At 69.1% G+C, this 22883-nt stretch carries 22 protein-coding genes and 1 riboswitch; of the genes, 4 read left to right on the top strand and 18 right to left on the bottom strand.

Going from position 1 to position 22883, the window contains the following annotated elements; all coding sequences use genetic code 11:
• Positions 1 to 41: 41 nt before the first annotated feature.
• The 3 genes from ACQPXM_RS23560 to ACQPXM_RS23550 form a co-directional block, all read right to left on the bottom strand.
• A complete protein-coding gene (locus ACQPXM_RS23560) occupies positions 42 to 989 on the bottom strand; it encodes a permease prefix domain 1-containing protein (RefSeq protein ID WP_432936703.1) in 948 nt (315 codons plus the stop codon).
• Positions 986 to 1327: a PadR family transcriptional regulator gene (locus ACQPXM_RS23555; RefSeq protein WP_432936701.1), complete on the bottom strand. Its 342-nt coding sequence runs from the start codon at positions 1325 to 1327 to the stop codon at positions 986 to 988. The genes ACQPXM_RS23560 and ACQPXM_RS23555 overlap by 4 nt, the downstream gene beginning before the upstream one ends.
• A 123-nt stretch (positions 1328 to 1450) precedes the next feature.
• Positions 1451 to 2131, bottom strand: coding sequence for a TetR/AcrR family transcriptional regulator (locus tag ACQPXM_RS23550; RefSeq protein ID WP_432936699.1), 681 nt, complete (start codon positions 2129 to 2131; stop codon positions 1451 to 1453).
• Between the two features lie 70 nt (positions 2132 to 2201).
• On the opposite strand from ACQPXM_RS23550, the gene ACQPXM_RS23545 reads away from it, so the two are divergent.
• Positions 2202 to 3311: an FAD-dependent oxidoreductase gene (locus ACQPXM_RS23545; RefSeq protein ID WP_432936696.1), complete on the top strand. Its 1110-nt coding sequence runs from the start codon at positions 2202 to 2204 to the stop codon at positions 3309 to 3311.
• Here ACQPXM_RS23545 and ACQPXM_RS23540 read toward each other — a convergent pair.
• Together ACQPXM_RS23540 and ACQPXM_RS23535 are read right to left on the bottom strand one after the other, a co-directional pair.
• Entirely contained in the window at positions 3308 to 3505 is a 198-nt protein-coding gene (locus ACQPXM_RS23540) for a hypothetical protein (RefSeq protein ID WP_432936693.1), read from the bottom strand. The genes ACQPXM_RS23545 and ACQPXM_RS23540 overlap by 4 nt on opposite strands.
• Before the next feature lie 50 nt (positions 3506 to 3555).
• On the bottom strand, positions 3556 to 4533 hold the full coding sequence (locus tag ACQPXM_RS23535; RefSeq protein ID WP_432936690.1) for a sugar-binding transcriptional regulator: 978 nt from the start codon (positions 4531 to 4533) through the stop codon (positions 3556 to 3558).
• A 155-nt stretch (positions 4534 to 4688) separates the two neighbouring features.
• Positions 4689 to 4822, top strand: a riboswitch (FMN riboswitch).
• A 121-nt stretch (positions 4823 to 4943) separates the two neighbouring features.
• On the opposite strand from ACQPXM_RS23535, the gene ribB reads away from it, so the two are divergent.
• The gene (gene ribB, locus ACQPXM_RS23530; protein WP_432936688.1) at positions 4944 to 5555 is read left to right on the top strand and encodes a 3,4-dihydroxy-2-butanone-4-phosphate synthase; all 612 of its coding nucleotides are present in this window, start codon (positions 4944 to 4946) and stop codon (positions 5553 to 5555) included.
• On the opposite strand, the gene ACQPXM_RS23525 is transcribed toward ribB, so the two are convergent.
• From ACQPXM_RS23525 to ACQPXM_RS23495, 7 genes are read right to left on the bottom strand one after another with little or no spacing between them, the layout of a single operon-like run.
• Positions 5539 to 6504, bottom strand: coding sequence for a transketolase family protein (locus ACQPXM_RS23525; RefSeq protein ID WP_432936685.1), 966 nt, complete (start codon positions 6502 to 6504; stop codon positions 5539 to 5541). The genes ribB and ACQPXM_RS23525 overlap by 17 nt on opposite strands.
• Positions 6501 to 7412 carry a transketolase gene (locus ACQPXM_RS23520; protein WP_432936683.1) on the bottom strand — a complete coding sequence of 304 codons (912 nt, stop codon included), beginning with the start codon at positions 7410 to 7412 and terminating at the stop codon, positions 6501 to 6503. The genes ACQPXM_RS23525 and ACQPXM_RS23520 overlap by 4 nt, the downstream gene beginning before the upstream one ends.
• Positions 7409 to 8404: a sugar phosphate isomerase/epimerase family protein gene (locus tag ACQPXM_RS23515; protein WP_432936680.1), complete on the bottom strand. Its 996-nt coding sequence runs from the start codon at positions 8402 to 8404 to the stop codon at positions 7409 to 7411. The genes ACQPXM_RS23520 and ACQPXM_RS23515 overlap by 4 nt, the downstream gene beginning before the upstream one ends.
• A 21-nt stretch (positions 8405 to 8425) precedes the next feature.
• Positions 8426 to 9322 carry a carbohydrate ABC transporter permease gene (locus ACQPXM_RS23510; RefSeq protein ID WP_432936677.1) on the bottom strand — a complete coding sequence of 299 codons (897 nt, stop codon included), beginning with the start codon at positions 9320 to 9322 and terminating at the stop codon, positions 8426 to 8428.
• The gene (locus ACQPXM_RS23505; protein WP_432936675.1) at positions 9319 to 10245 is read right to left on the bottom strand and encodes a carbohydrate ABC transporter permease; all 927 of its coding nucleotides are present in this window, start codon (positions 10243 to 10245) and stop codon (positions 9319 to 9321) included. Before ACQPXM_RS23505 ends, ACQPXM_RS23510 begins: the two co-directional genes overlap by 4 nt.
• Positions 10246 to 10254: 9 nt before the next feature.
• Positions 10255 to 11553, bottom strand: coding sequence for an ABC transporter substrate-binding protein (locus ACQPXM_RS23500; protein WP_432936672.1), 1299 nt, complete (start codon positions 11551 to 11553; stop codon positions 10255 to 10257).
• A gap of 2 nt (positions 11554 to 11555) precedes the next feature.
• Positions 11556 to 12443 (bottom strand): nucleoside hydrolase, encoded by an 888-nt coding sequence (locus ACQPXM_RS23495; RefSeq protein ID WP_432936670.1) that lies wholly within the window; start codon positions 12441 to 12443, stop codon positions 11556 to 11558.
• Between the two features lie 123 nt (positions 12444 to 12566).
• Here ACQPXM_RS23495 and ACQPXM_RS23490 point away from each other — a divergent pair, with 123 nt between their 5' ends.
• Positions 12567 to 14000: an FGGY-family carbohydrate kinase gene (locus ACQPXM_RS23490; RefSeq protein ID WP_432936668.1), complete on the top strand. Its 1434-nt coding sequence runs from the start codon at positions 12567 to 12569 to the stop codon at positions 13998 to 14000.
• Between the two features lie 19 nt (positions 14001 to 14019).
• Here ACQPXM_RS23490 and ACQPXM_RS23485 read toward each other — a convergent pair whose 3' ends face one another.
• The 6 genes from ACQPXM_RS23485 to ACQPXM_RS23460 form a co-directional block, all read right to left on the bottom strand.
• Entirely contained in the window at positions 14020 to 16188 is a 2169-nt protein-coding gene (locus ACQPXM_RS23485; protein ID WP_432936665.1) for a TIM-barrel domain-containing protein, read from the bottom strand.
• The gene (locus tag ACQPXM_RS23480; protein ID WP_432936663.1) at positions 16188 to 17306 is read right to left on the bottom strand and encodes a glycoside hydrolase family 15 protein; all 1119 of its coding nucleotides are present in this window, start codon (positions 17304 to 17306) and stop codon (positions 16188 to 16190) included. Before ACQPXM_RS23480 ends, ACQPXM_RS23485 begins: the two co-directional genes overlap by 1 nt.
• An 8-nt stretch (positions 17307 to 17314) precedes the next feature.
• Positions 17315 to 18565: an ABC transporter substrate-binding protein gene (locus ACQPXM_RS23475; protein WP_432936661.1), complete on the bottom strand. Its 1251-nt coding sequence runs from the start codon at positions 18563 to 18565 to the stop codon at positions 17315 to 17317.
• Between the two features lie 12 nt (positions 18566 to 18577).
• The gene (locus ACQPXM_RS23470; RefSeq protein ID WP_432936658.1) at positions 18578 to 19384 is read right to left on the bottom strand and encodes a carbohydrate ABC transporter permease; all 807 of its coding nucleotides are present in this window, start codon (positions 19382 to 19384) and stop codon (positions 18578 to 18580) included.
• Between the two features lie 10 nt (positions 19385 to 19394).
• A complete protein-coding gene (locus tag ACQPXM_RS23465) occupies positions 19395 to 20240 on the bottom strand; it encodes a carbohydrate ABC transporter permease (RefSeq protein ID WP_432936656.1) in 846 nt (281 codons plus the stop codon).
• A 110-nt stretch (positions 20241 to 20350) separates the two neighbouring features.
• Positions 20351 to 21556, bottom strand: coding sequence for an ROK family protein (locus tag ACQPXM_RS23460; protein WP_432936653.1), 1206 nt, complete (start codon positions 21554 to 21556; stop codon positions 20351 to 20353).
• 325 nt (positions 21557 to 21881) lie between these two features.
• Between ACQPXM_RS23460 and ACQPXM_RS23455 the strand changes: the two genes are divergently transcribed.
• Complete coding sequence (locus ACQPXM_RS23455; protein ID WP_432936651.1) at positions 21882 to 22874, top strand: ATP-dependent DNA ligase; 993 nt, start codon at positions 21882 to 21884, stop codon at positions 22872 to 22874.
• Positions 22875 to 22883: the final 9 nt, after the last annotated feature.

Raw genomic sequence — 22883 nt, 5'->3', positions numbered from 1 at the left:
GTCCTCGTGGAAGCCTGAGCGCCGGGTGCTGCTCGGAACGGTCAGTTCCGGGCGCGAGCCTCGCGGAAGCGGCTGATGATCTCGGAAGCGCTGACGAGCAGCACGGCGATCACGGCGATCGTGTAGACCGTGTCCGGCGCTGTCCAGCCGTTGTTGACGTCGGCCAGGAACGCCGGGTTGAAGAACTTCTGCTGCGAGAGGATCCACGCCAGCGGCAGCGTGATGAGCAGCTCGGCCACGGCGTACAAGCCGGCGTGCAGCATGGTCCAGCCGCGGGTGGCGAAGCGGATCACCTCTAGCGTCACGACCCCGGCCAGGCCGATCAGGATCGGCCAGATCCAGCCCGACCACAGCGCGGGGTCGAGCACCTCGATCCGGTCGTTGCCGGCCCGGTACGGCGCGGCGGTGTGTTGCCAGACGATCAGCGCGAGCACCAGCGCGTTCCACGCCACGGCCGCGGCGGCGCCGGAGTCCCGCTTCTCGGTCTGCCGGAGCTCGGGCAGGTCGTCGGGAGTCCAGCGGTCGACCTCGGCGGCTGCCGTGTCGCGGTGCCGGGAGCGGTCGATCAGGGCGAAGACCACCGTCAGCCAGGCGATCATCTGCGCGCCGACGGTGAGGACGCCGCCGATCGCGCTGCCGATCGCCGCGCCCACGTCGTTGGTGTCCAGGACCTCGATCACCACCAGCACCGCGACCACGATCGGCAGCACGGTGGTCAGCAGCACCTTGAGCAACCGGATGTACGCCGGGTAGAGCTCCGGCCCGATCAGCGCCAGCGGCCGGTCGGCGTACTTGGCGGCGAGCCGGATCGGGTCGCCCATCTCGGTGAGCACCGCGCGCTCGGCGGCCTCCGGGTCGGCCGCACCCCGCGCGTCGGCGGTGTCGGCGATGGTCGTGCGCAGCTCGTCGGCGACGTCGGCGCGCTGGTCGGCCGGGATCCGCCGGACCACCTCGTGCACGTAGCGATCGGTCAGCGTGTTCCCGCTCATCGGTTCTCCTTGGTCAGTCGGGCGATCGAGGCCACCAGGTCCTCCCATTCGTGCACCAGGCCGGCCCGCACCCGCGAGCCCTCCGGGGTGACGCGGTAGAACTTGCGCGGCCGCGACTCGTCGGTGTTCCAGTCGCTGGTCAGCAGGCCCTGCTTCTCCAGCCGGCGCAGCAACGGGTACAGCGTGTTGCCGTCGACCGTGACGCCCGAGTCGTTCAGCGTCACCAGCAGCGCATAGCCGTACTGCGGTGCTTCGAGCAGCGCGAGACAGGCCAGGACGACCGTCCCGCGACGGAGCTCCTGGGCCTGGCTGAGAATCAGTTCTTCGGCGTCGGCCATGACCAACACGATACTGTGTGGCACACACTAATGTCCAACATCTATTCCAGTGCGGTACGCAGACATGCGTGAGCCCCGCCCATCAGGGCGGGGCTCGGGAATCGAGGGGAGTGGCCGTGCGCGTCAGCCCGAGATACGGGCCTCGATGCCGTCCAGCAGGAAGTCGAGGCCGATCCGGAAGGTCTGCTCGGCCTCCAGGTGAGGGCCGTCGTGCACGACCCTTGACAGTGCGGGGAACTTGCCGGTGGCCAGGGTCCGCCGCAGATACGGCCCATGGCTGGCCTGCCACTGCTGCTGGTCCATCCCGCTGGACCGCTCGGCCCGCCGTTCGGTGATCTCCCGGCGTACCGCGCCGATCACGTACGCGTTGATCGCGGCCACCGCCGGTACGACGGTGTCCAGGTCCACGCCGTCCATCGCGGCGAGCACGGCTTCTCCGCTGGTCAGCGTGTTCGGCCCGAGCTGAGGGCGCCCGCCGAGCAGGTCGGCGAGCCATTCGTGCTGGTGAGCGGCCTCGCGAGTGGTCTCGGCCAGCGAGCGCAGGACCTCTCGCCAGCTGTCGCCGGTCGGCCGGATCTCTGCGTACACCGCATCGACCATCAGGTCGAGCAGTTCCTCCTTGGTGGCGATGTAGCCGTACAGCCGCATCGGCCCGACATCCAGCGCGGCGGCGACCTTGCGCAGCGACACCGCCTCGAGGCCGTCGCTGTCGGCCAGCCGGATGGCCTCTCGCACGATCTGCTCGCGGCTCAGCGGCGCCGGCGCCCGTCGACCCGGCGGCTCGGGCCGCTCCCACACCAGCATGCGGCAAACCATACAACGCATCGCGCGATACAGTGTATTGAAGCAATACACTGTATCGAAGGAGAGAGCGATGACCATCGCCATCGTCGGTGCCGGCCTCGGCGGCCTGACGCTCGCCCGCGTCCTGCACGTGCACGACATCGACGCCGTGGTGTACGAACGTGAGCCGTCCCGCGACGCACGCGGCCAGGGCGGCATGCTCGACATCCACTCCGGGCAGCGCGCGCTGCGCGAGGCCGGCCTGATCGACCAGTTCTTCGCCATCGCCCGCGGCGCGGGCCAGGACATGCGGCTGCTGGAGCCCGACGGCACCTTGCTGCTGCAGGAGGACACCCCCGACGACGCGCCGCTCGATCGCCCCGAGGTGGACCGAACCGACCTGCGCAACCTGCTGCTGGACTCGCTTCCCGCAGACGCGGTGCGCTGGGGTCACGCCTTCCGGTCCGCTGACCACGGCGTGCTGCACTTCGCCAACGGCCGCAGTACGACGTACGACCTGCTGGTCGGCGCCGACGGCGCGAACTCCCGGATCCGTGCCCTGCTCACCGACGCCCACCCGGTGCACCTGGGCCAGAACGTCGTCGAGGCCGGCATTCCCGACATCGACCGCACCCACCCGGAGCTCGCGGCGATGGTTGGCCGCGGCAACTACTGGGTGCTCGGCCATGGCATCTCCCTGGCGGCGCAGCGCAACGGCGACGGCCGCGTCCGGATCGGGATCAGCTTCTACAACACCGGCGAGGACTGGTTCGCCACCAGCGGGATCCCGTTCGACGACCCGGCCGCGGCGCGGGCCCGGTTGATCGAGCTGCTGGCCGGCTGGGACTCACGGTTCACCGCGCTGATCGAGGCCTGCGACGACACGATCGTGCCCCGCGCGATCACCACGCTGCCGGTCGGCCTGACCTGGCCGTCGAGGCCCGACGTCACGCTGGTCGGCGACGCCGCGCACCTGATGCCGCCGGTGGGGGAGGGCGCCAACATGGCGCTGCTCGACGGTGCCGTGCTCGGTCTCGCGCTCGCCGCGCACCCGGACGACGTACCGACCGCGATCCAGGAGTACGAGCGCGAGATGTTCGAACGCACCGGCGCCGCGGCCCGGGTGTCCGCGGACCTGCAGGAACTGCTGATGTCGCCGGACGCCAGTCGCAGGTTGCTGGAGTTCTTCCAGCCGAGCTAGGGCAGGTCGCGGGGGAGCTGGTCGTTCGGGTCTTCGTCGGCGGGGGCCTCGTCGGGGTCGGGCAGGCCCGACTCCGCCAGCGGCTCGCCTTCGTCGGCCCGGTCGCTCACGGTGTTCGGGTCCTCGTCGGCGGCGTCGGTCGCGTCCCTTTCGGGGCCGTCGAAGGGCGGGGGATTGACCTGGCTGGTGCTCATCGGACTCCTCCTCGGGTGTTCCTTCCCACCCCTGTACCCAACCGGGAAGGCTAGGTCGCGTCGGCCAGGCGATTGGCCATCGCGAGGTCGGTGATCAGGATGTTGACCCAGCCGCCGAGCAGGGCGGCGCGGATCGCGGAGAACTTGCGCTCGCCGCCGGCCACCCCGATCCGCCGGGGGACCGCCAGCAGTTCCTTGGCGCTGACTCCGATCACCCGCTGGTCGAACGACGAGCGGACGTGATTGCCCTCCTCGTCGAAGAACCGGAAACAGACGTCGCCGACCGCGCCGAGCCGCCGCAACTCGTCCTGGTCGTGCTCGGCGACCGCGTTCCCGCTGCGCTGCAGCAGCGGCGACGGCTCGAGACTGCCGATGCCCACCAGGGCGTCGGTGAGTTGTCCCCAGGTGCCGAGCACGTCACGGACGGACGCGTCGTTCATCACCGCCCGCCGGACCGCCGACGTGCCGACCAGGCCGGGAGCCGGCAGGTAGACCGGCATCGCGCCGGTCAGCTCGGCGAACCGGGCGGTGAGCCTGGTCGCCTGCATCTGGACCGCCGCGTCCCCGAGGCCGCCGACGATCTGCACGACCTTGTCCACCACCGGCACGCTCTTGCGCGGCATCCGGTCGACCGCGCTGATCAGCGTCTCGCTCCACGAAGAGATGCCGATCAGATGGCCGCCGCTGAGCGTCATGTCGAGGTACGCCGCGGCGCCCGAGCCCAGCGCCGGCAGCACCTCGTCGCCCGCTCCGGCGGTGTCGACGACAACGGCGTCGCGCAGCCCGTACCGGCCCTGCAGCTCGTCCTCGAGATCGCTGTGGACGCCGCTCGGCATCGTCACCACGGTCCGGACGATGCCGACCTCGACGGCCTGCTTCAGCATCCGCGAGACCCGCGCCTGCGAGAGGTTCAGCTCGGCCGCGATCTTCGGCTGCCGGATGCCCTTCTCGTGGTACATCCGGGCGACCTTCGCGAGCAGCCGCAGCTCGTCCAGCCCGGGCTGACGTACCGCGCGCTTGCCGTTCACCTAGACCCCCTTCAGGCTGATCAGCATGGGACTATAGGCCAGCCACGCGGCGACGGACCCGCGTCGAGCCGTCCGCGCCGGGCCGCGGATCGACTGAGACCGACACGACACCGCGCGGGGCCGGCTCTGCCGATAGACTGGCGGCCAAACGTAGAACACGTGCTCTGGGGTCGGTGAAATTCCGAGCCGGCGGTGACAGTCCGCGACCCGTACCTCCGCAAGGAGGTCCGGTTGACCTGGTGGAACTCCAGGACCGACGGTGAAAGTCCGGATGGGAAGACGCACGTGGCAATCTGCGGGACGTCGTGCGTCGACGCCTGGGTGTGATCGCCCGGCGCGTCGTGGCCGGCGTCGCGGAGCTTGTCGTTGCCCCGGAGCGCCTTGCCGAGAGGACAGCGACCGTGAGCACCGTGACGACAACCCGCCTGGACACCATCGACCGTGCGATCGCCGAGATCGGCCGTGGCCGCCCGGTCGTGGTCGTCGACGACGCCGACCGCGAGAACGAGGGCGACCTGACCTTCGCCGCGAGCCTGGCCACGCCGGAGCTGATGGCGCTCCTGGTCCGCTACACCAGCGGGTACGTCTGCGCGCCGGCCGCGCCGCAGATCCTCGACCGGCTCGAGCTGCCGCTGATGGTCCCGCACAACCAGGACAGCCTGCGGACGGCGTACACGGTGTCGATCGACGCGAGCACCGGTGTCGGTACCGGCATCTCGGCCGCCGACCGGGCCCGGACCGTGCGCGTGCTGGCCGACCCGTCGGCGCGGCCCGCGGATCTGATCCGGCCCGGTCACATCCTGCCGCTGCGCGCGGTCGAGGGTGGTGTCCGGCAGCGGCCCGGCCACACCGAGGCGACGGTCGAGCTCGTCCGGCTGGCCGGGCTGCCGCCGGTCGGGGTGATCGGCGAGCTGATGAACGACGACGGCACGCTGATGACCGGCGCCGACCTGCGCGCGTTCGCCGACGCTCATGGCTTCGCGATGGTCTCGATCGCGGACCTGGTCACGTACCTCGGCTGACCAGTTGGCGGGCGGCGTCCGCGATGCCGTCCGCGGACAGTCCGTACCGGTCCAGCAGGTACGACGCGGAGCCGGTCGGCGCGAACTCGGGGATGCCGAGGATCGACACCCGTGCCGGATGATGCTGTACGACGGTCTCCGCCACGGCGCCGCCGAGGCCGCCGCCGGTCACCGCCTCCTCGGCGGTCACGATGCCGGCCGTCTCCCGCGCGGCCGCGACCACGGCGCCGGTGTCGAGCGGCTTGACCGTCGGCATCGACAGCACCCGGGCCGAGATCCCTTCCTGGGCGAGCTGTTCGGCCGCGGCGAGCGCGCGCCACAGCACGGTGCCGTTGCTGATCAGCGTCACGTCGTCGCCGGCCCGCAGGGTGATCGCCCGGCCGGGCGCGAACGCGTAGTCGTCGGGATAGATCTTCGGCACGCTCATCCGGCTGACCCGGATGAACACCGGGCCGTCGTACGCGGCGGCCCAGCGCAGTGCCGCGGCGGTCTCGATCGGGTCGGCCGGGACGACGACCGTCATGCCGTCGATCGCCCGCAACCAGGCGATGTCCTCGATCGAGTGGTGGGTCGGGCCGAGCTCGCCGTACGCGACGCCGGGACTCATGCCGCACAGCTTCACGTTGTTGTGCGAGTAGGCGACGTCGGCCTTGATCTGCTCGAGCGCGCGGCCGGTGAGAAAGCAGGACGCGGCCGAGACGAACGGGATCCGGCCGCCGTTGGCCAGCCCCGCGGCGACGCCGACCATGTCCTGCTCGGCGATGCCGACGTTGATCAGCCGGTCCGGGAACGCCTTGCGGAAACTGTTCAGCTTGCTCGACCCGACCGAGTCGTTCACGACGCCGACGATCCGGTGGTCGGCGTGGGCCAGCTCGGCCAGCGTCTCGACGTAGGCGTCGCGGCAGTCGTAGCGCGGCTTGTCGGCGATCGAGGAATGGACGACCGTCATACCTGCTCCTTGGTGTAGCTGGGAACGACGGCCTCCAGCTCGGTCAGGGCCTGCTGGAACTCCGCCGGGTCGGGCACCCGGTGGTGCCAGGCGACGTTGTTGCTCATGAACGAGATCGGGTGGCCCTTGTGCGTGTGGGCGATCACGAAGGTCGGCTTGCCCGGCCGGAACGGTACGGCGGACAGCACGTCGAGCAGCTCGCCGTGGTCGTGACCGTTCACCTCGACCACCGCGAACCCGAACGCGGCCGCCTTGTCCGGCAGCGGATCGAGGTCGTTGGTCTCCTTGGTGGTCGCGCCCTGCTGCAGCCGGTTGCGGTCGACGATCACGGTCAGCCGGTCCAGCTGGTACTGCGAGGCGGCCATCATCGCCTCCCAGTTGCTGCCCTCCTGCAGCTCGCCGTCGCCGACCAGCACGTAGGTCCGGCGCATCGACACGTCGAGCTTCGCCGACAGGGCGTGGCCGACCGCGACCGGCAGGCCGTGGCCGAGCGGTCCCGTGTTCGCCTCGACGCCGGCGACCTTGCGCCGGTTCGGATGCCCGTTGAGGGCCGACAACGGCTTGAGGAACGTCGCGAGCTGCTCGACCGGCAGGAATCCGAACGCGGCGAGCGTGGTGTAGAGCGCGCCCGCGACGTGCCCCTTGCTGAGGATGAACCGGTCCCGCTCGGGGTCGTCGACCGTCTCGGGCGCGATGTTCAGCACCGCGCCGTACAGAGTGGCCAGGATGTCGATCGAGGAGAAGTCTCCGCCGATGTGGCCGGCACCGGCGTGGTGGACCAGTTTGAGGTCCTGGATCCGGATCTCGCGCGCCGCTTCGGCGATGTGAGCGATCTGTGCCGAGCGGCTGCTGTGGATCGGCAGCCGCCCGAGCACGGGCATGGTGGTGTGTTCGACGGTCAGCGTCATGCCAGGTCCGCCATCGAACTGAGCAGGACCTTCTGGACCAGTTTCTGCGCGGCGAGCGCGTCGTGCGATGCCTGCGCGGCGGCGAGCGCCTCTTCGTCCAGGCGATCGAGCGCGTGGTGCACCGCCTTGAGGAACCGGATCGCCTGCTTGGCCGCCTCGACGCTGTCCTCGCGGAACGGGAACTGGTCGAGCTGCCAGACGCCGTCCCAGTTGTTGCGGCGCAGGGTGTGGAAGAACTCGAACGTCTCGACCAGGTGCACCGAGCCGACCACCATGTCGTCGTCCCAGCCGCGCAGGTTGTCGTTCACGTCGATCGCGAACAGCCGCCCGTAGTCGATCGCCAGCTGCGCCGCGTCGGCCGGAGTCTCCTGGCCGTAGAGCGAGTGGCCGAAGTCGAGCAGGATGCCGAGATTGGGCAGACCGATCTTCTCGATCCCGAGCAGCGTCCGGGCGACGTTCGGAAAGATGATCTTCACCCGTGGTTCGCGCGGTTTGTACTCGATCACGAAGTTGATGTCCGGGTGGGCCGAGACCAGTTCGGTCAGGCCGTCGAGCGCCAGCTTCCAGATGTCGTGGTAGTTGACCTGGAACGGGTAGTCCCAGCCGTCCTGGCCGGGCCACAGCTTCACGTAGGAGCAGCCGAGGTCCTTGGCCAGCTCCGTCGCCTGGTGCAACAGCTCGAGCGCCTGCTTGCGGACGCCGGGATCGGGGTTGGTGAGCGATCCCTTGACGAAGTCGCGGGTGTAGATCTCCGGGGTGATCGCGATCGCCTTCAGGTTGTTGCGGGCCAGTGCCGCCTTGACCTCGTCGAGCGTGCCGTCGTACCCGGCGAACGGCCAGTTCAGGTCGACCACGGACAGGTCGCCGACGGCGCCCGCGCGGTCGATCTGCTCCAGCAGCCCGACCGGCGGCCCGTAGCCGTCGGTGGCGTAGCGGTCCTTGTACGTCGCGAAGTGCCAGATCCCAGCCCCGAAGATCGGGAGGTCGGTCATGGAGTTCTCCTTCGTAGAGGGTCAGCCCTTGGTGGCGCCGGCGGTCAGTCCGCCGACGATCCAGCGCTGGAGCAAGGCGTAGGCGATCAGGATCGGCACCACGGCGATCAGGATGCCCGCCGCGAGACCGGTGTTGTTGTTGGCGAACTGGCCCTGGAAGTTCAGCAGCCCGACCGGGATGGTCTTGTTCGCGTCGGAGTTCAGCAGGATCAGCGCGAACAGGAACTCGTTCCAGGTCGCCACCGCGTCCAGGATCGCCACCGTCACCAGGGCCGGCAGCGACAGCGGCAGGATCATCGTGAAGAACACCCGCCAGTCCCCGGCGCCGTCGACCTTCGCGGCCTCGATGATCTCGTCCGGGATCTGCCGGAAGAACGACTGCAGCACCAGTACCTCGAACGGGATGCCGAAGGCCAGGTAGGGCCCGATCAGCCCGAACAGGCTGTCGGTGGCGCCGGCCGAGCGCAGCATGATGAACACCGGCACGATGGCGATGTAGATCGGGATCGTCAGCCCGAGGAACACCGTGAACATCACGGTCCGGCGGAACTTCATCCGCAGCTTGGCCAGCGCGAAGCCCAGCATCGCGGAGATCAGCACACCGACCGGCACCTTGAGCAGCGCCAGCAGCGCGCTGTTCCTGTACGTCGTGGCGAAGTTGCCGATGCCCCAGGCATCGGTGAAGTTGGACCAGGTGAACTGGTCGGGCCACGACAGCGGCCCGTTGCCGACGAAGTCCGCCAGCGGCCGGACGGCGGTGATCACCAGCAGTGCCAGCGGCGAGATCCAGAAGATCGCCGCCACCGCGAGCACCAGCGTGATGACCAGTCCTTTCCGGCCTCTCGGCGGCTTCTTCGCGGGCCTGGTTTCGGCCGGTACGACCGGTGCGTCGACCCTGACCGGTGCGATCGAGGTCATCTGGCCTCCTTGGTCTGCGACCGGACGTACGGGATGCCGACGGCAACGGCCACGAGCGTGATCACGACCGCGATGGCAGTGCCGTAACCGGCCTGGTAGTACTGGAAGACGTTGAAGTACATCCACGTCCCCATCACCTGGGTGGACGTCCCGGGACCGCCGTACGTCATCGCGTAGATCATGTCGAAGACCTTGAACGAGTCGATCAGCGACAGCGCCAGCACGATGTAGTGCGCGGGCCGCAGGCTCGGCATCGTGACGTGCCAGAACTGTTGCCATCGGCTCGCACCGTCGACGGTCGCGGCTTCGTAGAGCTCGTTCGGGATGCCTTGCAGGGCGGCCAGGTAGAGCAGCATCGGGAAACCGGTGCGCAACCAGATCGCCGGCACCATCACGGCCCACAGGGCGGTCGAGTCCTGCCCGAGCCACGGCTGGGCGAGCCCGTCCAGGCCGATCAGCTTCAGGAACGAGTTGATCGCGCCGTACTGCGGGTTGTACAGCCAGCCCCAGATCGAGGCGATCGAGACCAGCGGCAGCACGGCCGGCGTGTAGAAGATCAGCCGCAGGATCGGCTTGCCGTGCACCTTGCCGTTCAGCGCGATCGCGAGGCCCAGCCCGATCACGGTCGGCACCGCGATCGTCACCACGGTCCAGATCAGGTTGTTCCGGACCGCGGTCACGACGACCGGATCACTCGGCAGCTTGGCGTAGTTGTCCAGTCCGACGAAGTCGTACGTCGCGCTGAGCCCGTCCCAGTTGGTCAGGCTGAAGAACAGTGACGACACCGCCGGGTACACCAGGAACGCGACGTAGACCACCACCGCGGGCAGGGCGAACAGCCACGGCGACCAGCGGCCGCCCTTGCCGGGCTTCGCCGGTGCGGGCTTGGCCGGTGCTGATTCGGAGACGGCGACCACGGCCATCGTCCGGACTCAGCCCTTCGCCCAGGCGGACACGACCTGCTGCATCTTCTTGGCCGCGGCGTCGGGAGTCATCGAGCCCTGCAGCAGGTCGCTCTGCACGCTGAAGTACTGGTCGGCCTCCTTCTTCGGGAAGGCCTGGTCCTGGATCGTGTAGAACGGGTTGCCGGCGTACTTCTGCGCCCACTCGGCCGCAAGCGGCAGCGACTTCGGGTCCGGCTCGGCGCCCTTGACCGTCGAGGCGGTGATCTGCAGCGCCTTCTGGGTCTCGGGCTGCACGATGAAGTCGATCAGCGCCGCGGCCTTGTCGGCGTTGCCGGACTTGGCGTTGATCATGTAGCCCTCGACGAAGCCCGAGTGCCGCGACGGCTTCTGGTCGGTCGGCAGTTCGAAGGTGCCGAAGGCCGTGGACGGCTTCTTGGCCGACAGGATCGCCTGCGCCTCGGTCCACGGCCCGGTGATCGTGTACGCCGTCTTGCCCTGCACGTAGCCGGGTTCGATGTCGGCCGGGTCGAGGCCGAGCGCGCCCTGCGGGATCCACTTCTTGTCCTGCCACTTCTTGAACAGCGCGAAGGCCTCGACCACCTCGGGCCGATCCCAGCTCTCGGCTCCGGTCAGCAGCTTGTCGTGCAGCTCGGGGCCGGCGGTGTGCTCGAGCAGGTACTCGAACAGCCGCATGACGTGCCAGCCGTACTTGCCGCCGGTCGCGAGCGGGGTGACCCCGACCGCGACGAGCTTGTCGTTGAGCGCCTCGAGTTCGGCGTACGTCGTCGGGGGAGCGCTGACACCGGCTTTGGCGAACAGCGACTTGTTGTACCAGGCACCGATTCCCAGCGCGATGAACGGTACGCCGCTCTTCACACCGTCGAACGTCATGCCGCTGATCGCCGCGGTGTTGATCTTGGAATCCCAGCCGAACTTCTCGTAGTACGGCGCCAGGTCGAGCGCCTGCTTGGCCTTGGCGAACGGGCTCCCGATCTGTCCGCCCCAGATCCGCCAGACATCCGGTCCCTTGCCGCCGAGCAGTTCGGTGCGCAGCTTGTCGGGGTACACGGCCGCGCCGGAGCCGGGCAGGCTGTCGACGGTGGTCGTCGTACCGTTCTGCTCGTCGAACTTCTTCACCTGCGCCTTCAGCAGGCCGATCGTCGTGTCGTCCTCGTAGGTGAACAGGCGCAGGTTGTTCGAGGCCGCGGCGGTGTTGCCGCCGCCGGCCGTCGTACCGCTGCCGGTGCACGCGGACAGACCGGCGCCGAGCGCGGCGGCCGAGGTGAGACCGAGGAATCCCCGGCGGGTGTAGGACGTGCCAGACATGACTAGCTCCTTTGCCGAGCGAAGCGGCGGATCTTGGCGAACATGTCCTCCAGCAGGAAGCGGACGTCGACCTGTTCGCAGACGTGAATCGGGTTGTCGGTGCCCGGCAGGTACCAGCCGTCGACACCGAAGCGTGGCGCGGGCCGGACCCGCAGGTTTCCGCTGTGCGGGAACAGCATCAAGGCGATGGCCGGTGAGTCACCGAGCGAACGTGACTCGATCGGCTCACCGTGGTACGTCGCGTTCCACTCGACCATCTGGTCGATCAAATAACGGCCGAGCGGGCCGGTGTCGCCGATCTTCTCCTCCAGCTCCGCGTAGCTGACCGAGACCTTCGTGTAGACGTCACTGGGGACCTGCCAGACCGTCATCCCCGAGCCGAACACCACGTTGGCGGCGTGGATGTCGTTGGACAGGTTGAACTCGATGCCGGGGTACGACGTGTAGCCGTCGTAGCCGCGGCCGCCGATCCAGACCACGATCACGTCGCGCTGCACGATGCCCGGGTCGAGCAGGATCGCCGAGGCCATGTCGGTGAGCGGGCCGAGAAACGCGACGAACAGGGGATCGTCGGCCGAGGCCAGCTTGGACTCGTCGATGATGAGCTGCGCGCCGGGGGAGTCCAGCGGGGTGTTCTCGTCCGCGATCCCGGTGGGCGCGCCGTTGGCCACCGGGACCTTGCCGGTCAGGTCGAGCAGGTCCAGCAGCAGGTCGATCTCCTCGCGGGACTCCTCCATGCTGCGGTCCGACCGCCGGGTGCCGAAGTGGGCGGGGATCAGGCCGCGGACGTCGAACGTCGGCGACAACAGCCCGTGCACGATCGCGAACTGGTCGTCGGCCTCGTTCTTGGCATCGGTGTTGATGATCACCCGGCGTCTGCTCGGTCTCATGGGCTCCCACTCTTCTGTGAATAGATATTCAATGCCGCATAACGTGTCGACTTGAGTTTCGTCACGGCGCTACAGTCCCGTCAAGAGCTCAGCGGAAATTCGCCGGAAGGACACGAGCCGACGATGGCAGCAGCGAACGGGCGGCAGGCGGTGCTCGCCGTCGACCAGGGCACCAGCAATTCCAAGGCGGTCCTGATCGATGCCGAGGGCGCCGTTCTGGCGTCCGGTGCGGCGCCGGTCCGGCTGTCCACGCCGCGCCCCGGCTGGGTCGAGCAGGATGCGGACGACATCTGGCGCAGCGTGCTGTCGGCGGTCGGGCAAGCGCTGGCCGCCGCGTCTGTCGAGGTCGTCGGGATCGCACTGTCGACACAGCGTGAGTCGGTCGCCGCGTGGAGTCGCCGTACCGGGCGGGCGGTCGCGCCGGTCATCGGCTGGCAGGACGTGCGCACGAGTGACTGGTGCTCGGCGCTGCCGGAGTCCGTCGATGCGTTGGTGCGCTCACGGACCGGGTTGCGGGTGGACGCGATGTTCTCGGCGCCGAAGCTCAACTGGTTGCTGTCCCGGACCGACCCGTCCGACCTGTGCGTCGGCACGGTCGACTCGTGGCTGATCCAGCGGCTGACCGGCGAGCACCTCGGCGAAGCGGGCAACGCGTCACGGACGCTGCTGTACGACGTGGTGAAGCTCGACTGGTCCGACGAGCTGCTGGAGGCGTTCGGCGTACCGCGCGCTGTGCTTCCGGAAGTGCGTCCGTCGAACGCCGGCTTCGGCGCGACGCGCGGCGTCCCGGGACTGCGTGACGGTGTACCGATTGTCGCCGTCCTCGCCGACTCGCATGCGGCGATGTACGGGCAAGGCTGCACGCGGACCGGCATGGTCAAGGCGACCTACGGAACCGGTTCGTCGGTGATGACGCCGATCGCGTCGTTCGAGCCGGAGGACTGCACGTTGGCCTGGCTCACGGACCGGCCGCTCTACGCGCTCGAAGGCAACATCGTGTCCTCCGGATCGGCGCTGGCCTGGACCGCCGAGCTGCTCGGCCTACCCGACGTCCGGTCGTTGATCGAGCTCGCTGCCACTGTGCCCGACGCCGGGGACGCGGTCCTGGTGCCGGCGTTCGCCGGTCTGGGGGCACCGCACTGGGATCGCAACGCCCGGGCCGCGGTGACGGGGGTGAGCAGCTCGACGACGCGCGCGCACATCGCCCGGGCCTGCGTGGACGCCGTCGCGCACCAGATCTGCGACATCACCGAGCGAATCGGTGTCGCCGGCACTCCGAACCGCTGCCTGCGTGCCGACGGTGGCGCGTCGGTGTCGGACCTGTTGATGCAGACTCAGGCCGACCTGCTCGGCCATCGGGTCGAGGCGTCCGACATCGCCGAGCTCTCCGCGCTCGGCGCCGCCGAACTCGCGTGGTCGACGCTGGGCGCAACCACCGGCTGGTCCGAGCGACGGAGCTTGCGGGCGTTCGAGCCCGCCATCGACGACAGCAGCCGCAAGCAACGGCGCGCCCGCTGGGCGGACGCGGTCGCGAAGGTTCTGACGGCTCGGGACTGACAACACAGCCACTCTTGGATCAGCCAGGAGTCTGGTCGAAGATCGGCGCGAGCCGGTGCCAGCTGGTGGTCTTCGCGTACACCGGTACGACGGTCAGCGGCACCTCGCGGGTGACCTGCCCGTCGCCGACCGGTTCGCCCGTCCAGACGTCGATCCAGTCGCCGGCGGGGAGGTACGTCGTCCAGTGCGTCGCGCCCGGCTCCAGCACCGGGTTGACCAGCAGGTCGTCGCCGAGCAGGTACTGGTGTGGGTGGTTCCACACCTCGGGATCGTCGGCGTGGTCGAAGAAGAGCGGGCGCATCAGTGGGCGGTCGGTGCTGATGGTCCGGGCGGTCTGCTCGGTCAAGTACGGGACCAGGCGTTCGCGGAGTTCGGCGTACGAGCGGAAGAGGGGGACGACCCGGTCGTCGCCGGTCAGCTCCGCGACGTGCCAGGGAGTGCGGTCGCGCAGCGGGAGCTGGTGGTGGTTGAACTCGGAGTGGTACTGCATGATCGGCATGAAGACCGAGGCCGCTGCTGCGCGTAGGTAGAGCTCGGCGTCGGGCACCGGCCCGGAGAACCCGGCCAGATCCCAGCCCCAGTAGACGATCCCACACGAGGCGGCGGTCAGGCCCGCGGTCACGGACGAGCGGAACGCCTCCCAGGTGGAGTCCTCGTCGCCGGCCCAGTAGATGCCGTGCGCCTGCGAACCGGTGAAGCCCGAGCGCGAGAAGGTGACCGGCGCCTTGCCGGCCGAGCGGAGCAGGTCGCCGAACGTCCGGGCGTAGTGCACCGGGTACAGGTTGTTGCCCTCGTCACCGAGCTTGCCGTCGGCGTAGACGAGATCGTGACCCCATGCGTGCTCGCCGCCGTCGGTCTTGAAGCCGTCGACGTCCAGGTCCTCGACCAGATAGCGCCGCTTCGCCGTCCACCAGTCGCGGGTGCGCTGCACCGACAGGTCGGGCATCAACGCCTGCGGGAACCACCAGCCACGGTTTCGGTACGCCGTACCGTCGGCCTCCAGCACGGCGTGACCCTCACGCACCATCGCCTCGGCGTCGGCCGCCACCTGGCCGGTGGTGAACTCGGTCTTCTGCAGCGGAATCTGCCACAGGATCACCTTGATCCCTCGCGCGTGCAGGTCGTCGATCATCGCCTTCGGGTCCGGCCACGCGCCGTCCGGGGGATAGCTGAAGTCGCTCGCCGCGTGCGCGCTGCCGTCGGCGGTCACCTTGTAGCCCGCGTCCCGCCAGATGGTGATGCCCTCCTCGTCGCTCCAGGCCTCGATCACCACGACGCCGACCGGGATCGACAGGTCCCGGTGCGCGTCCATCCGGGCGATGACCAGCTCCTGGGTGTTCCACTCGTTGCCCGAGGCCCACAGCCGGAACACCCACGAGGGCAGCTGCTCGGCCCGGCCCACCTCGTCCAGGAAGGCCTTGAGCACCTCGGTCGGCGAACCCTCGTAGATGCCCAGGTCAACCACCGGCTCGTTGCCCAGAGCCACTTCGATCGTCAGCTTCGTCTCGTCCGAGGAGTACCACGTACGCCGCGAGGTCCGGATGTGGAAGCCCCAACCGTTGCCCGACCCGTCCACCACATGCGCGAACGGCATCGGCAGGTAGGTGCGCCCGTGCACTCCCTGCGACTTGTACTGCTCGAACACGACGGCGTCCAGGTCGCGCCCGCGCTGATCCAGTACGTCGTATCGTTCGCCGAACCCGACCAGGTGGTCGTCGGGTCCGAGTTCGAACGAGAACCGAGCGCGGTGCACGCCCTCCGCCGAGGTCAACCACTCGACGTTGCCAACCCGCCCTTCGCCACCACGAATCTCCCCGCCGGACGACACCCACTCAGCAGGGGAGACCTCGAACCACTCGGTGACCTCGGTGCCGGAATGGAATCGGTACTTCACCGGCTCCAGCACCGGGGGAGTGGTCACCGACCACGCACCGTCGGCGCCGAGGGACTTGGCTTGGGCCTCGCTCAGATGCCCGTCGCCGCCGGCCAGCGCGGCAGCGTCCGCGGCTGCCGTGACGGCTCGCTCCATCGGCAACTCCACCGAGCCCCACTCGCACACCACCTGGTCCGCGTCGGGCGCGACGACGCCGAGCCGAACGGACTGGCCGGTCAGCGGGAGCACGGGGACGCGCTGGTCGGGCGAAGCGGCGTACGGGTGTTCGATGCCGTGCGGTCGGTGCGTGAGCATCAGGCGTCCTTGTCGGTGATGCCGAGTTCGTCGGCGAGGATCAGGTACATGCCGTGGGACCAGAGCAGCGGGCTCGCCACGGTTCCCCAGCGGGCGACCCATTCGTCGCGCGAGTCGGGGTGAAGCAATCGATGGGCGACCTGCTCGGGCAGGTCGCCGTTTTCGTCGGCCTGGTCGGCGATCCAGCGAAGATGCCGCCACGCGCCGGCGGTGTCGCCGGCCGCGGCCAGGTTCCAGCCGAGCAGCGCGGACAGCAGGATCCACTGCCCGCCGCCGTAGAACACGTCGGCGCTGAAGCGATGCACGCCGCCGTCCACGTCGAGCTGGTGCGCGACGGCCGCCAGGGTGCTGCTCGCCAGTTGGGAGCCGGGGGCAACCAGTCCGAACGGGACGACGCACGACGGCAACGATCCGTCGACGGCCGAACTGCCCAGCCACTTGGCCAGGTGACCGTCGTGCACGCCCTCGGTCTCGACCAGCGTCCGAATCCGTTCGGCGACCTCCAGCACCGGCGTCGCCGTGTGCGGAGCGACAGCGACCAGCCCACCGTAGATGGCGCCGAGCGTCGACACGTGCCGCTGCTCGACGTGTTCCTCCCACCAGTCGTAGCAGGGCCGGTCCCAGAAGGCGACCAGGTAGTCCACCGCCACGTCGATCCCCGCCTGCCACCGGGCTAGATCAAGCCCGTGCCGTGCGGCATGGGTGACGACGGACCACAGCCACATCCCGTACCCGTCGGTCTGGAAGTCCCACCACGGGTCCGAGCCGTTCTCACCGTCGAAGGTGAACCTGGTCGGCAGCATCGCGTCGCTCGACGGTGTCTCGCCGCGGGCCAGCGCCGCGCGCAGGTTGTCGACCTGCGCGCGGCGACGACGCAGTACGCCGTCCACCCAGTCGTGGAACCGCCCCGCCGAGGCGGCGTCGCCGTACCGGGAGATGCCCTCGGCCGTGAACGAGCCGTCCCGCAGCCACGCGTATCCCCGGTACGCCGAGAACGTCGGCGCGGCGGGATACGCGCCACCCGGGTCCTGGTGCTCGGTGATCACGGTGTGGCTGTGCCTGGCGAGCTCGCGCAGCCGGGAGAGCTCGCTCAGGTTGGGGGCGGAGGTGGGGATCATCGCGTCCTTCACTTCTTCAGCAGGCCGTTGACCTTGGTCTGGGCGTCGGCCAGCGCCTTCTCGACCGGCTTGCGGCCGGCCGCGGCGGAGGTGAGTTCCTGGGTGACCAGGTCCTGCATCTCCTGCTGACGCTCGATCACCGGCGGCAGCACGGTCTCCTCGAGCGCGGTGAACACGGCCTCGCGGTTGGCCGGCTTCGGCTGCTGCAGGTACGGCGCGAGCTTGGCCTCGTCAGCGACGGGCGGCAGCTCCCACGACGTCGCGAGCCGGGTCTTGGTGGTCTCGTCGGACGAGGCCAAGAACGTGATCCACTTCTGCGCGGCCTCGGCGTTCTTCGACGCCGCCGACACGACCAGGCCGTTGACGAACATCGCCGAGGCCTTCTTGGTGTTGCCCGGCTCGACCACGACGTCCCACTCGAACGGCGCGTCGGCCATCGCGGAGAACATCCAGATGCCGGTGTGCCACATCGCCAGCTTGCCGGACTTGAACAGCTTGGAGTCGAAGTCCGGCGTACCGGCGCCGTCGGCCTCGGTCGGCATCGACGTGCCGACCTTGTCGATCAGGAACTTCGCCGCCTCGACACCGGCGGGGGAGTTGAACGTCGCCTCGGTCCGGTCGGCGTTCAGGAACTCACCGCCGTTCTGCGCGAGCACCTTGTAGAACTCGTTGTACGAGACCGGCTGGTAGTCGCCCCAGACCTTTGCGCTCTTGTCGGTCAGCTTGGCGGCCGCGGCCTGCTCGTCCTTCCAGGTCCACTCGGCCGTCGGCTCGGCCACTCCGGCCTTCTTGAACAGCGCCTTGTTGTAGAACAGCACGACATTGGAGAACGACTCCGGTACGCCGTACTGCTTGCCGTCGGCATTAAACGCGTCGTACAGGGACTTCTTGTAGACCGAGCCGTCGACGTCCTTGAGCTCGGCCAGCGAGCCGTTCTTGGCGTAGGTGACGAAGTTCTCGTAGTTCAGCTCGAACGCGTCGGCCGCGGTGCCGCCGGCCACCGAGGTCTGCAGCTTGGTGAAGTAGTCGGCGTACGGGACTGTCTCGACCTGGACGGTGATGTTCGGGTTGGCGGTCTGGAAGGCGTTGACGATCGCCGTCAGGTCCTTCTCGTGACCGTCGTTGGACGAGAAGTTCATGTAGCGCACGACGGACTTGCCCTCCGGCGCGGCCGCTTCCTTGGTGGCCGATCCCTGGCCGCAGGCCGTGAGCGCGAGCGCCGCGGTCACCCCCACCGCGGCGAACTTGAGTAGACCCATGATGATTTCCCCTCACTTGATGCCGGTGTGTGCGACACCGGCGATGATGTGGCGCTGCGCGAGCAGGTAGACGACAGCGATCGGCACGATCGAGACGACGGAGCCCGCCATCACGACGTCCCACTGGGTGGTGAACTGGCCCTGCAGGGTGGACAGGCCGAGCGGGAGCGTCATGAACTCCGGCGACCTGATCACCACCAGCGGCCACAGGAAGCTGTTCCAGCTGCCCATGAACGCGAACACCGCGACGGTCGCCAGCGCGGGCCGGATCAGCGGCAGCACGATGGTGGTGAAGATGCGCAGGTGCCCGGCGCCGTCGATGGTGGCGGCCTCGTCCAGTTCGAGCGGTACGGCGGTGACCGCCTGCCGGAGCAGGAACACCCCGAACGCCGACGCGATCGTCGGGGCGAGCAGCGCGAAGTACGTGTCTTGCAGGTTCAGCGTCTTCATCTCGATGAACAGCGGCACGACCAGCACCTGCAGCGGCACCATCAGCGTGGCCAGGTAGAACCCGAACACGACGTTCTTCAACGGGAACTGCAACCGCGCGAACCCGTACGCCGCCATCGCGCCGGTGACGAGTTGCAGCAGGGTGGAGGCGATCGCGATGCCGAGCGAGTTCAGCATGATCCGCCACATCGGGATCGCGTCGAGCAAGGTGCGATAGGCGTCGAGGGTGGGATCGTCGACGACGAGTTTGGGGCCGTCGGCCAGTGATCCCTCCGGGGTGATCGAGGTGATCACCGTCCACAGGAACGGGAAGAGCATGATCGCGGCGCCCACCAGCACCGCGGCGTACAGGGCGAGTCTGGCGGGCATGGAGCGGGTGTCACGCATAGTGCACCCACCGGCGCTGGCCGCGGATCTGGACGACGGTGATCACCAGGATGACCGCGAACAGGATCCAAGAGAGGGCGGACGCCTCACCGGCGCGCCCGTAGCGGAAGGTCAGGTCATAGATCTGCCCGACGACCACCTGGCTGGACCCGGCCGGGCCGCCCGCGGTCATCACGTAGACCTGGTCGAACACCTGGAAGCCGTTGATCAGCGAGATCACCACCACGAAGAAGGTCGACGGGGACAGCAGCGGAAGGGTGACCCGCCAGAAGCGCTGCCAGGGGCTGGAGCCGTCGACCATCGCCGCCTCGTGGAGCTCGCCGGGGATGGCCTGCAGTCCGGCCAGCAGGATGACCATCACGAAGCCCAGGTCCTTCCAGGCCGAGGAGAGGATCACCGCGGGCAGTGCCCACTGGGGATCGGTCCACCAGCCTGGCTCGGGCAGTCCGATCGCGCCGAGCATCTGGTTGACCAGGCCGTTGGTGGGGTTGAGCAGCCACTTCCAGACCAGCGCGACGACCACCCAGCTGGTCACCACCGGGAGGAAGTACGTCGCCCGCAGGAAGGAGCGGCCCTTGAGCTTCTGGTTCAGCGCGAGAGCCAGGACCAGTCCGCCGACGTACACGAGGGGCAGGTAGCCGGCGACGTAGATCAGCGTGTGCAGGAAGACCCGGCGGGTCATCTCGTCGCCGAGCAGGTTGGCGTAGTTGCCGAAGCCGACCCACTTCATCGGGGAGATCAGGTTCCACTGGTGCAGGCTGACCCAGAGCGAGGACACCATCGGGATCAGCGTGAAGACGAACAACGGGATGGCGCTGGGCAGCAGGAAGAACAGCACCCAGCCGAGGTGTTTCCACCGGCCTGGCCGGCGTCGTGGTCGCGTTGGCGTGGTGGGAAGGTCCCGGACCGGTTCAGCGGCAGTTGCCGGCGCCTCCACCGTCACCCCGTTCACCGGGTCCCCATCCGCGCCCGGACCAGGCGGCTCTGCTCGCCGCCGTTGCCGGCCGAGTCGAACGGGGAGGTGAGCACCAGCGACGCGGCCCCGCGGGCCCACTGGTCCTCCGTCCACGGCTCCACCACGACCGGCACGTCTTTGCGGGCCGGTAGCAACGATCGCCGGAACGACGGCTCGAACCCGGTCTGCCAGAACTCCCACCCGTCCACCCCCTCACCCATCAGCACGACCACCTCGGGGTCGACCGTGTGGATCACCCCGGCGAGCGCGCGGCCGAGCATCGCGCCGGCCTGCTCGAAGACCTTTCGCGCCGCGACGTCACCGTTGCCCGCGGCCCGTACCAACGTGGAGATCGTGCCGCGCGGGCCGATCGCCTTCCGGGCGCGAGCGGCGCGAACGATGCCCGCGGCCCCGATGTACGCCTCCAGGCAACCGGTCGAACCGCAGGTGCAGGGCGGCAGGTCGCCGTCCCCGAAGACCGGGATGTGCCCGATCTCCCCGGCGCCGCCGTTCGCGCCGCGATAGATGCCGCCGTCGACGACGATCCCGCAGCCGATGCCACGCCCGATCGTGACCACCAGGTACGCCGAGTGGTCCCGGCCGATCCCGTAGAGCCGTTCGGCGGCGGCCAGCGTGTTCACGTCGTTGTCGACCAGCACCGGGGTGTCGAGCGCAGCGCGCAGCGTCGGCCCGACCGGAGCGGCCTGCCAGCCGAGCGTCGGCGCGTCGACGATGCCGGACGCCTGCGAGTCCACCGCCCCCGGTACGCCGACCCCAACGCCGAGCAGCCGATCGTCGAGCTCGGCGATCTCCTTGGCCAGGATCTGCCCGAGCCGCGCGATCGCGTCGTCCGCCGCCGGGTCGTAGTCGTGCGAGCTCGACGACCGCACCGTCCCGTCCAGCTCGACGGTCACCACCGCCACGTGGTCAGCGGTCACCTTCGCGCCCAACGCGACCCCCGCGTCCGTCACCAGCCCGATCAACCGCGCCGGCCGCCCACCTGTGGAAGGCACCGACTCCAACTCCTCGACCAGCCCCCGCGCGATCAGGTCCTTCGTCACCTGCGTGACGGTCGCCGGACTCAGCCCCAACGCCCGAGCGATCTCCGCCCGCGACGTGGGCCCCTGCGTCCCGAGCAGCCCGACAACCCCCGACGGCACCAGATCACCGCGCGGAATCGGACCTTGGGCGTTCACCACGCGGCGCTCCTCACGACTTACTTCGGCACTAAATTTAGTGAGAAACTAAGCCCGTCGGCTGAAGCCTGTCAAGAGCAGGAATCACGCCGTCACCAACGGCGCTCGTACGGTCGCTGCGCGGGGCCGGCGCAGGAGGGACGCGAGCGCTGGCTGCTCGCGGTGGACCTCATGGGGCCGCGCCTCATACGTCCCGCCACTCAGCGCCGACGGTGTCGGCCACAGTGCGCGAACTGCCGAAGCGCGGCTGTGGTTGAGACACAGTCGAGCAGGAACCGAGCCGCGCGTCAGGGTGCGCCATTCGGCGACGGGTGGCGACACTGGCGGCATGGCCACGTTGGCGGGGGACCTGCTGGGACCGGTGGGGCTGGCGCTTGCCCAGGCGGTTGAGCAGTTGCCGGGGGAGCGGGCGTTGCCGGGTGGGTGCCGTTACGAGCTGAAGTGGGACGGTTACCGGGTCGGCGTGGTCTGTCGGGGTGGTGACGTTCGGTTGTGGTCGCGTAACGGCAACGACCTCAGTGCGAAGTTTCCCGACGTGCAGGCCGCGCTGGCTGAGCAGATCGATGCGGACTGTGTGCTCGACGGCGAGTTGGTCGTGTGGACCGGTGAGCGGCTGGACTTCGACGCTTTGCAACAGCGCATGGCCAACACGGCGGCCACCGTACGGCGCCGGCTCGCGCCCGCGCATCCCGCGTCGTTCGTTGCCTTCGACATCCTGGCCGTCGGCACCGTGGACGTACGGCCGCTGCGCTGGACCGCGCGTCGCAGCCGGCTCGAATCGCTCGCGGAATCTTGGACGCCGCCGCTGCAGCTGTCGCCGGTCACCGCCGAGGTCGACGAGGCGAAGGAGTGGCTGGACGCGTTCAAGGCCAGCGGGGTGGAAGGCCTGGTCGTCAAGGGCGCCTCCAGCCGGTACTTGCCCGGACGCCGGGAGTGGCTGAAGGTGAAGCAGCGCGACACCGTCGAAGCGATCGTCGGCGCCGTCACCGGGTCGTTGCGGCACCCCGAGGTGCTGATCGTCGGCCGGTACCGCGGCAAAGAGCTCGAAGTGATCGGCCGGACGGTCAAGCTGAAGACCGATCAAGCCGCCGCGCTCGCGGGCCTGCTGAAGCCGGCCGGAGCCAGGCATCCGTGGCCCGACCAGATCAGCACGCACTGGGGCAAGGGCAGCAAGACGCCGATCGTCAAGGTGCAGCCCAAGATCGTCGTCGAAGTCGCGGCCGACGCCGCCTTGCAGGCGGGCCACTACCGCCACCCGCTGCGCTTGGTCCGGCATCGCGGCGACCTGGAACCGGCCGACGTCGAGACGTTGCCCAGCTAGCTGATCACC

This window comes from Kribbella sp. CA-253562 (assembly GCF_050942265.1).
In the GTDB taxonomy this organism is placed as follows: Bacteria; Actinomycetota; Actinomycetes; order Propionibacteriales; family Kribbellaceae; genus Kribbella.
Note: the sequence above shows the minus strand (reverse complement) of the source record. Positions and strands in the feature narration are given on the sequence as shown.

Excerpts from the sequence above, each read along its gene's own strand:
- ACQPXM_RS23560 (WP_432936703.1), bottom strand. The coding sequence starts at position 989 with ATGAGCGGGAACACGCTGACCGATCGCTACGTGCACGAGGTGGTCCGG.
- ACQPXM_RS23555 (WP_432936701.1), bottom strand. The coding sequence starts at position 1,327 with ATGGCCGACGCCGAAGAACTGATTCTCAGCCAGGCCCAGGAGCTCCGT.
- ACQPXM_RS23550 (WP_432936699.1), bottom strand. The coding sequence starts at position 2,131 with ATGCTGGTGTGGGAGCGGCCCGAGCCGCCGGGTCGACGGGCGCCGGCG.
- ACQPXM_RS23545 (WP_432936696.1), top strand. The coding sequence starts at position 2,202 with ATGACCATCGCCATCGTCGGTGCCGGCCTCGGCGGCCTGACGCTCGCC.
- ACQPXM_RS23540 (WP_432936693.1), bottom strand. The coding sequence starts at position 3,505 with ATGAGCACCAGCCAGGTCAATCCCCCGCCCTTCGACGGCCCCGAAAGG.
- ACQPXM_RS23525 (WP_432936685.1), bottom strand. The coding sequence starts at position 6,504 with ATGACGGTCGTCCATTCCTCGATCGCCGACAAGCCGCGCTACGACTGC.
- ACQPXM_RS23520 (WP_432936683.1), bottom strand. The coding sequence starts at position 7,412 with ATGACGCTGACCGTCGAACACACCACCATGCCCGTGCTCGGGCGGCTG.
- ACQPXM_RS23515 (WP_432936680.1), bottom strand. The coding sequence starts at position 8,404 with ATGACCGACCTCCCGATCTTCGGGGCTGGGATCTGGCACTTCGCGACG.
- ACQPXM_RS23510 (WP_432936677.1), bottom strand. The coding sequence starts at position 9,322 with ATGACCTCGATCGCACCGGTCAGGGTCGACGCACCGGTCGTACCGGCC.
- ACQPXM_RS23505 (WP_432936675.1), bottom strand. The coding sequence starts at position 10,245 with ATGGCCGTGGTCGCCGTCTCCGAATCAGCACCGGCCAAGCCCGCACCG.
- ACQPXM_RS23500 (WP_432936672.1), bottom strand. The coding sequence starts at position 11,553 with ATGTCTGGCACGTCCTACACCCGCCGGGGATTCCTCGGTCTCACCTCG.
- ACQPXM_RS23495 (WP_432936670.1), bottom strand. The coding sequence starts at position 12,443 with ATGAGACCGAGCAGACGCCGGGTGATCATCAACACCGATGCCAAGAAC.
- ACQPXM_RS23490 (WP_432936668.1), top strand. The coding sequence starts at position 12,567 with ATGGCAGCAGCGAACGGGCGGCAGGCGGTGCTCGCCGTCGACCAGGGC.
- ACQPXM_RS23485 (WP_432936665.1), bottom strand. The coding sequence starts at position 16,188 with ATGCTCACGCACCGACCGCACGGCATCGAACACCCGTACGCCGCTTCG.
- ACQPXM_RS23480 (WP_432936663.1), bottom strand. The coding sequence starts at position 17,306 with ATGATCCCCACCTCCGCCCCCAACCTGAGCGAGCTCTCCCGGCTGCGC.
- ACQPXM_RS23475 (WP_432936661.1), bottom strand. The coding sequence starts at position 18,565 with ATGGGTCTACTCAAGTTCGCCGCGGTGGGGGTGACCGCGGCGCTCGCG.
- ACQPXM_RS23470 (WP_432936658.1), bottom strand. The coding sequence starts at position 19,384 with ATGCCCGCCAGACTCGCCCTGTACGCCGCGGTGCTGGTGGGCGCCGCG.
- ACQPXM_RS23455 (WP_432936651.1), top strand. The coding sequence starts at position 21,882 with ATGGCCACGTTGGCGGGGGACCTGCTGGGACCGGTGGGGCTGGCGCTT.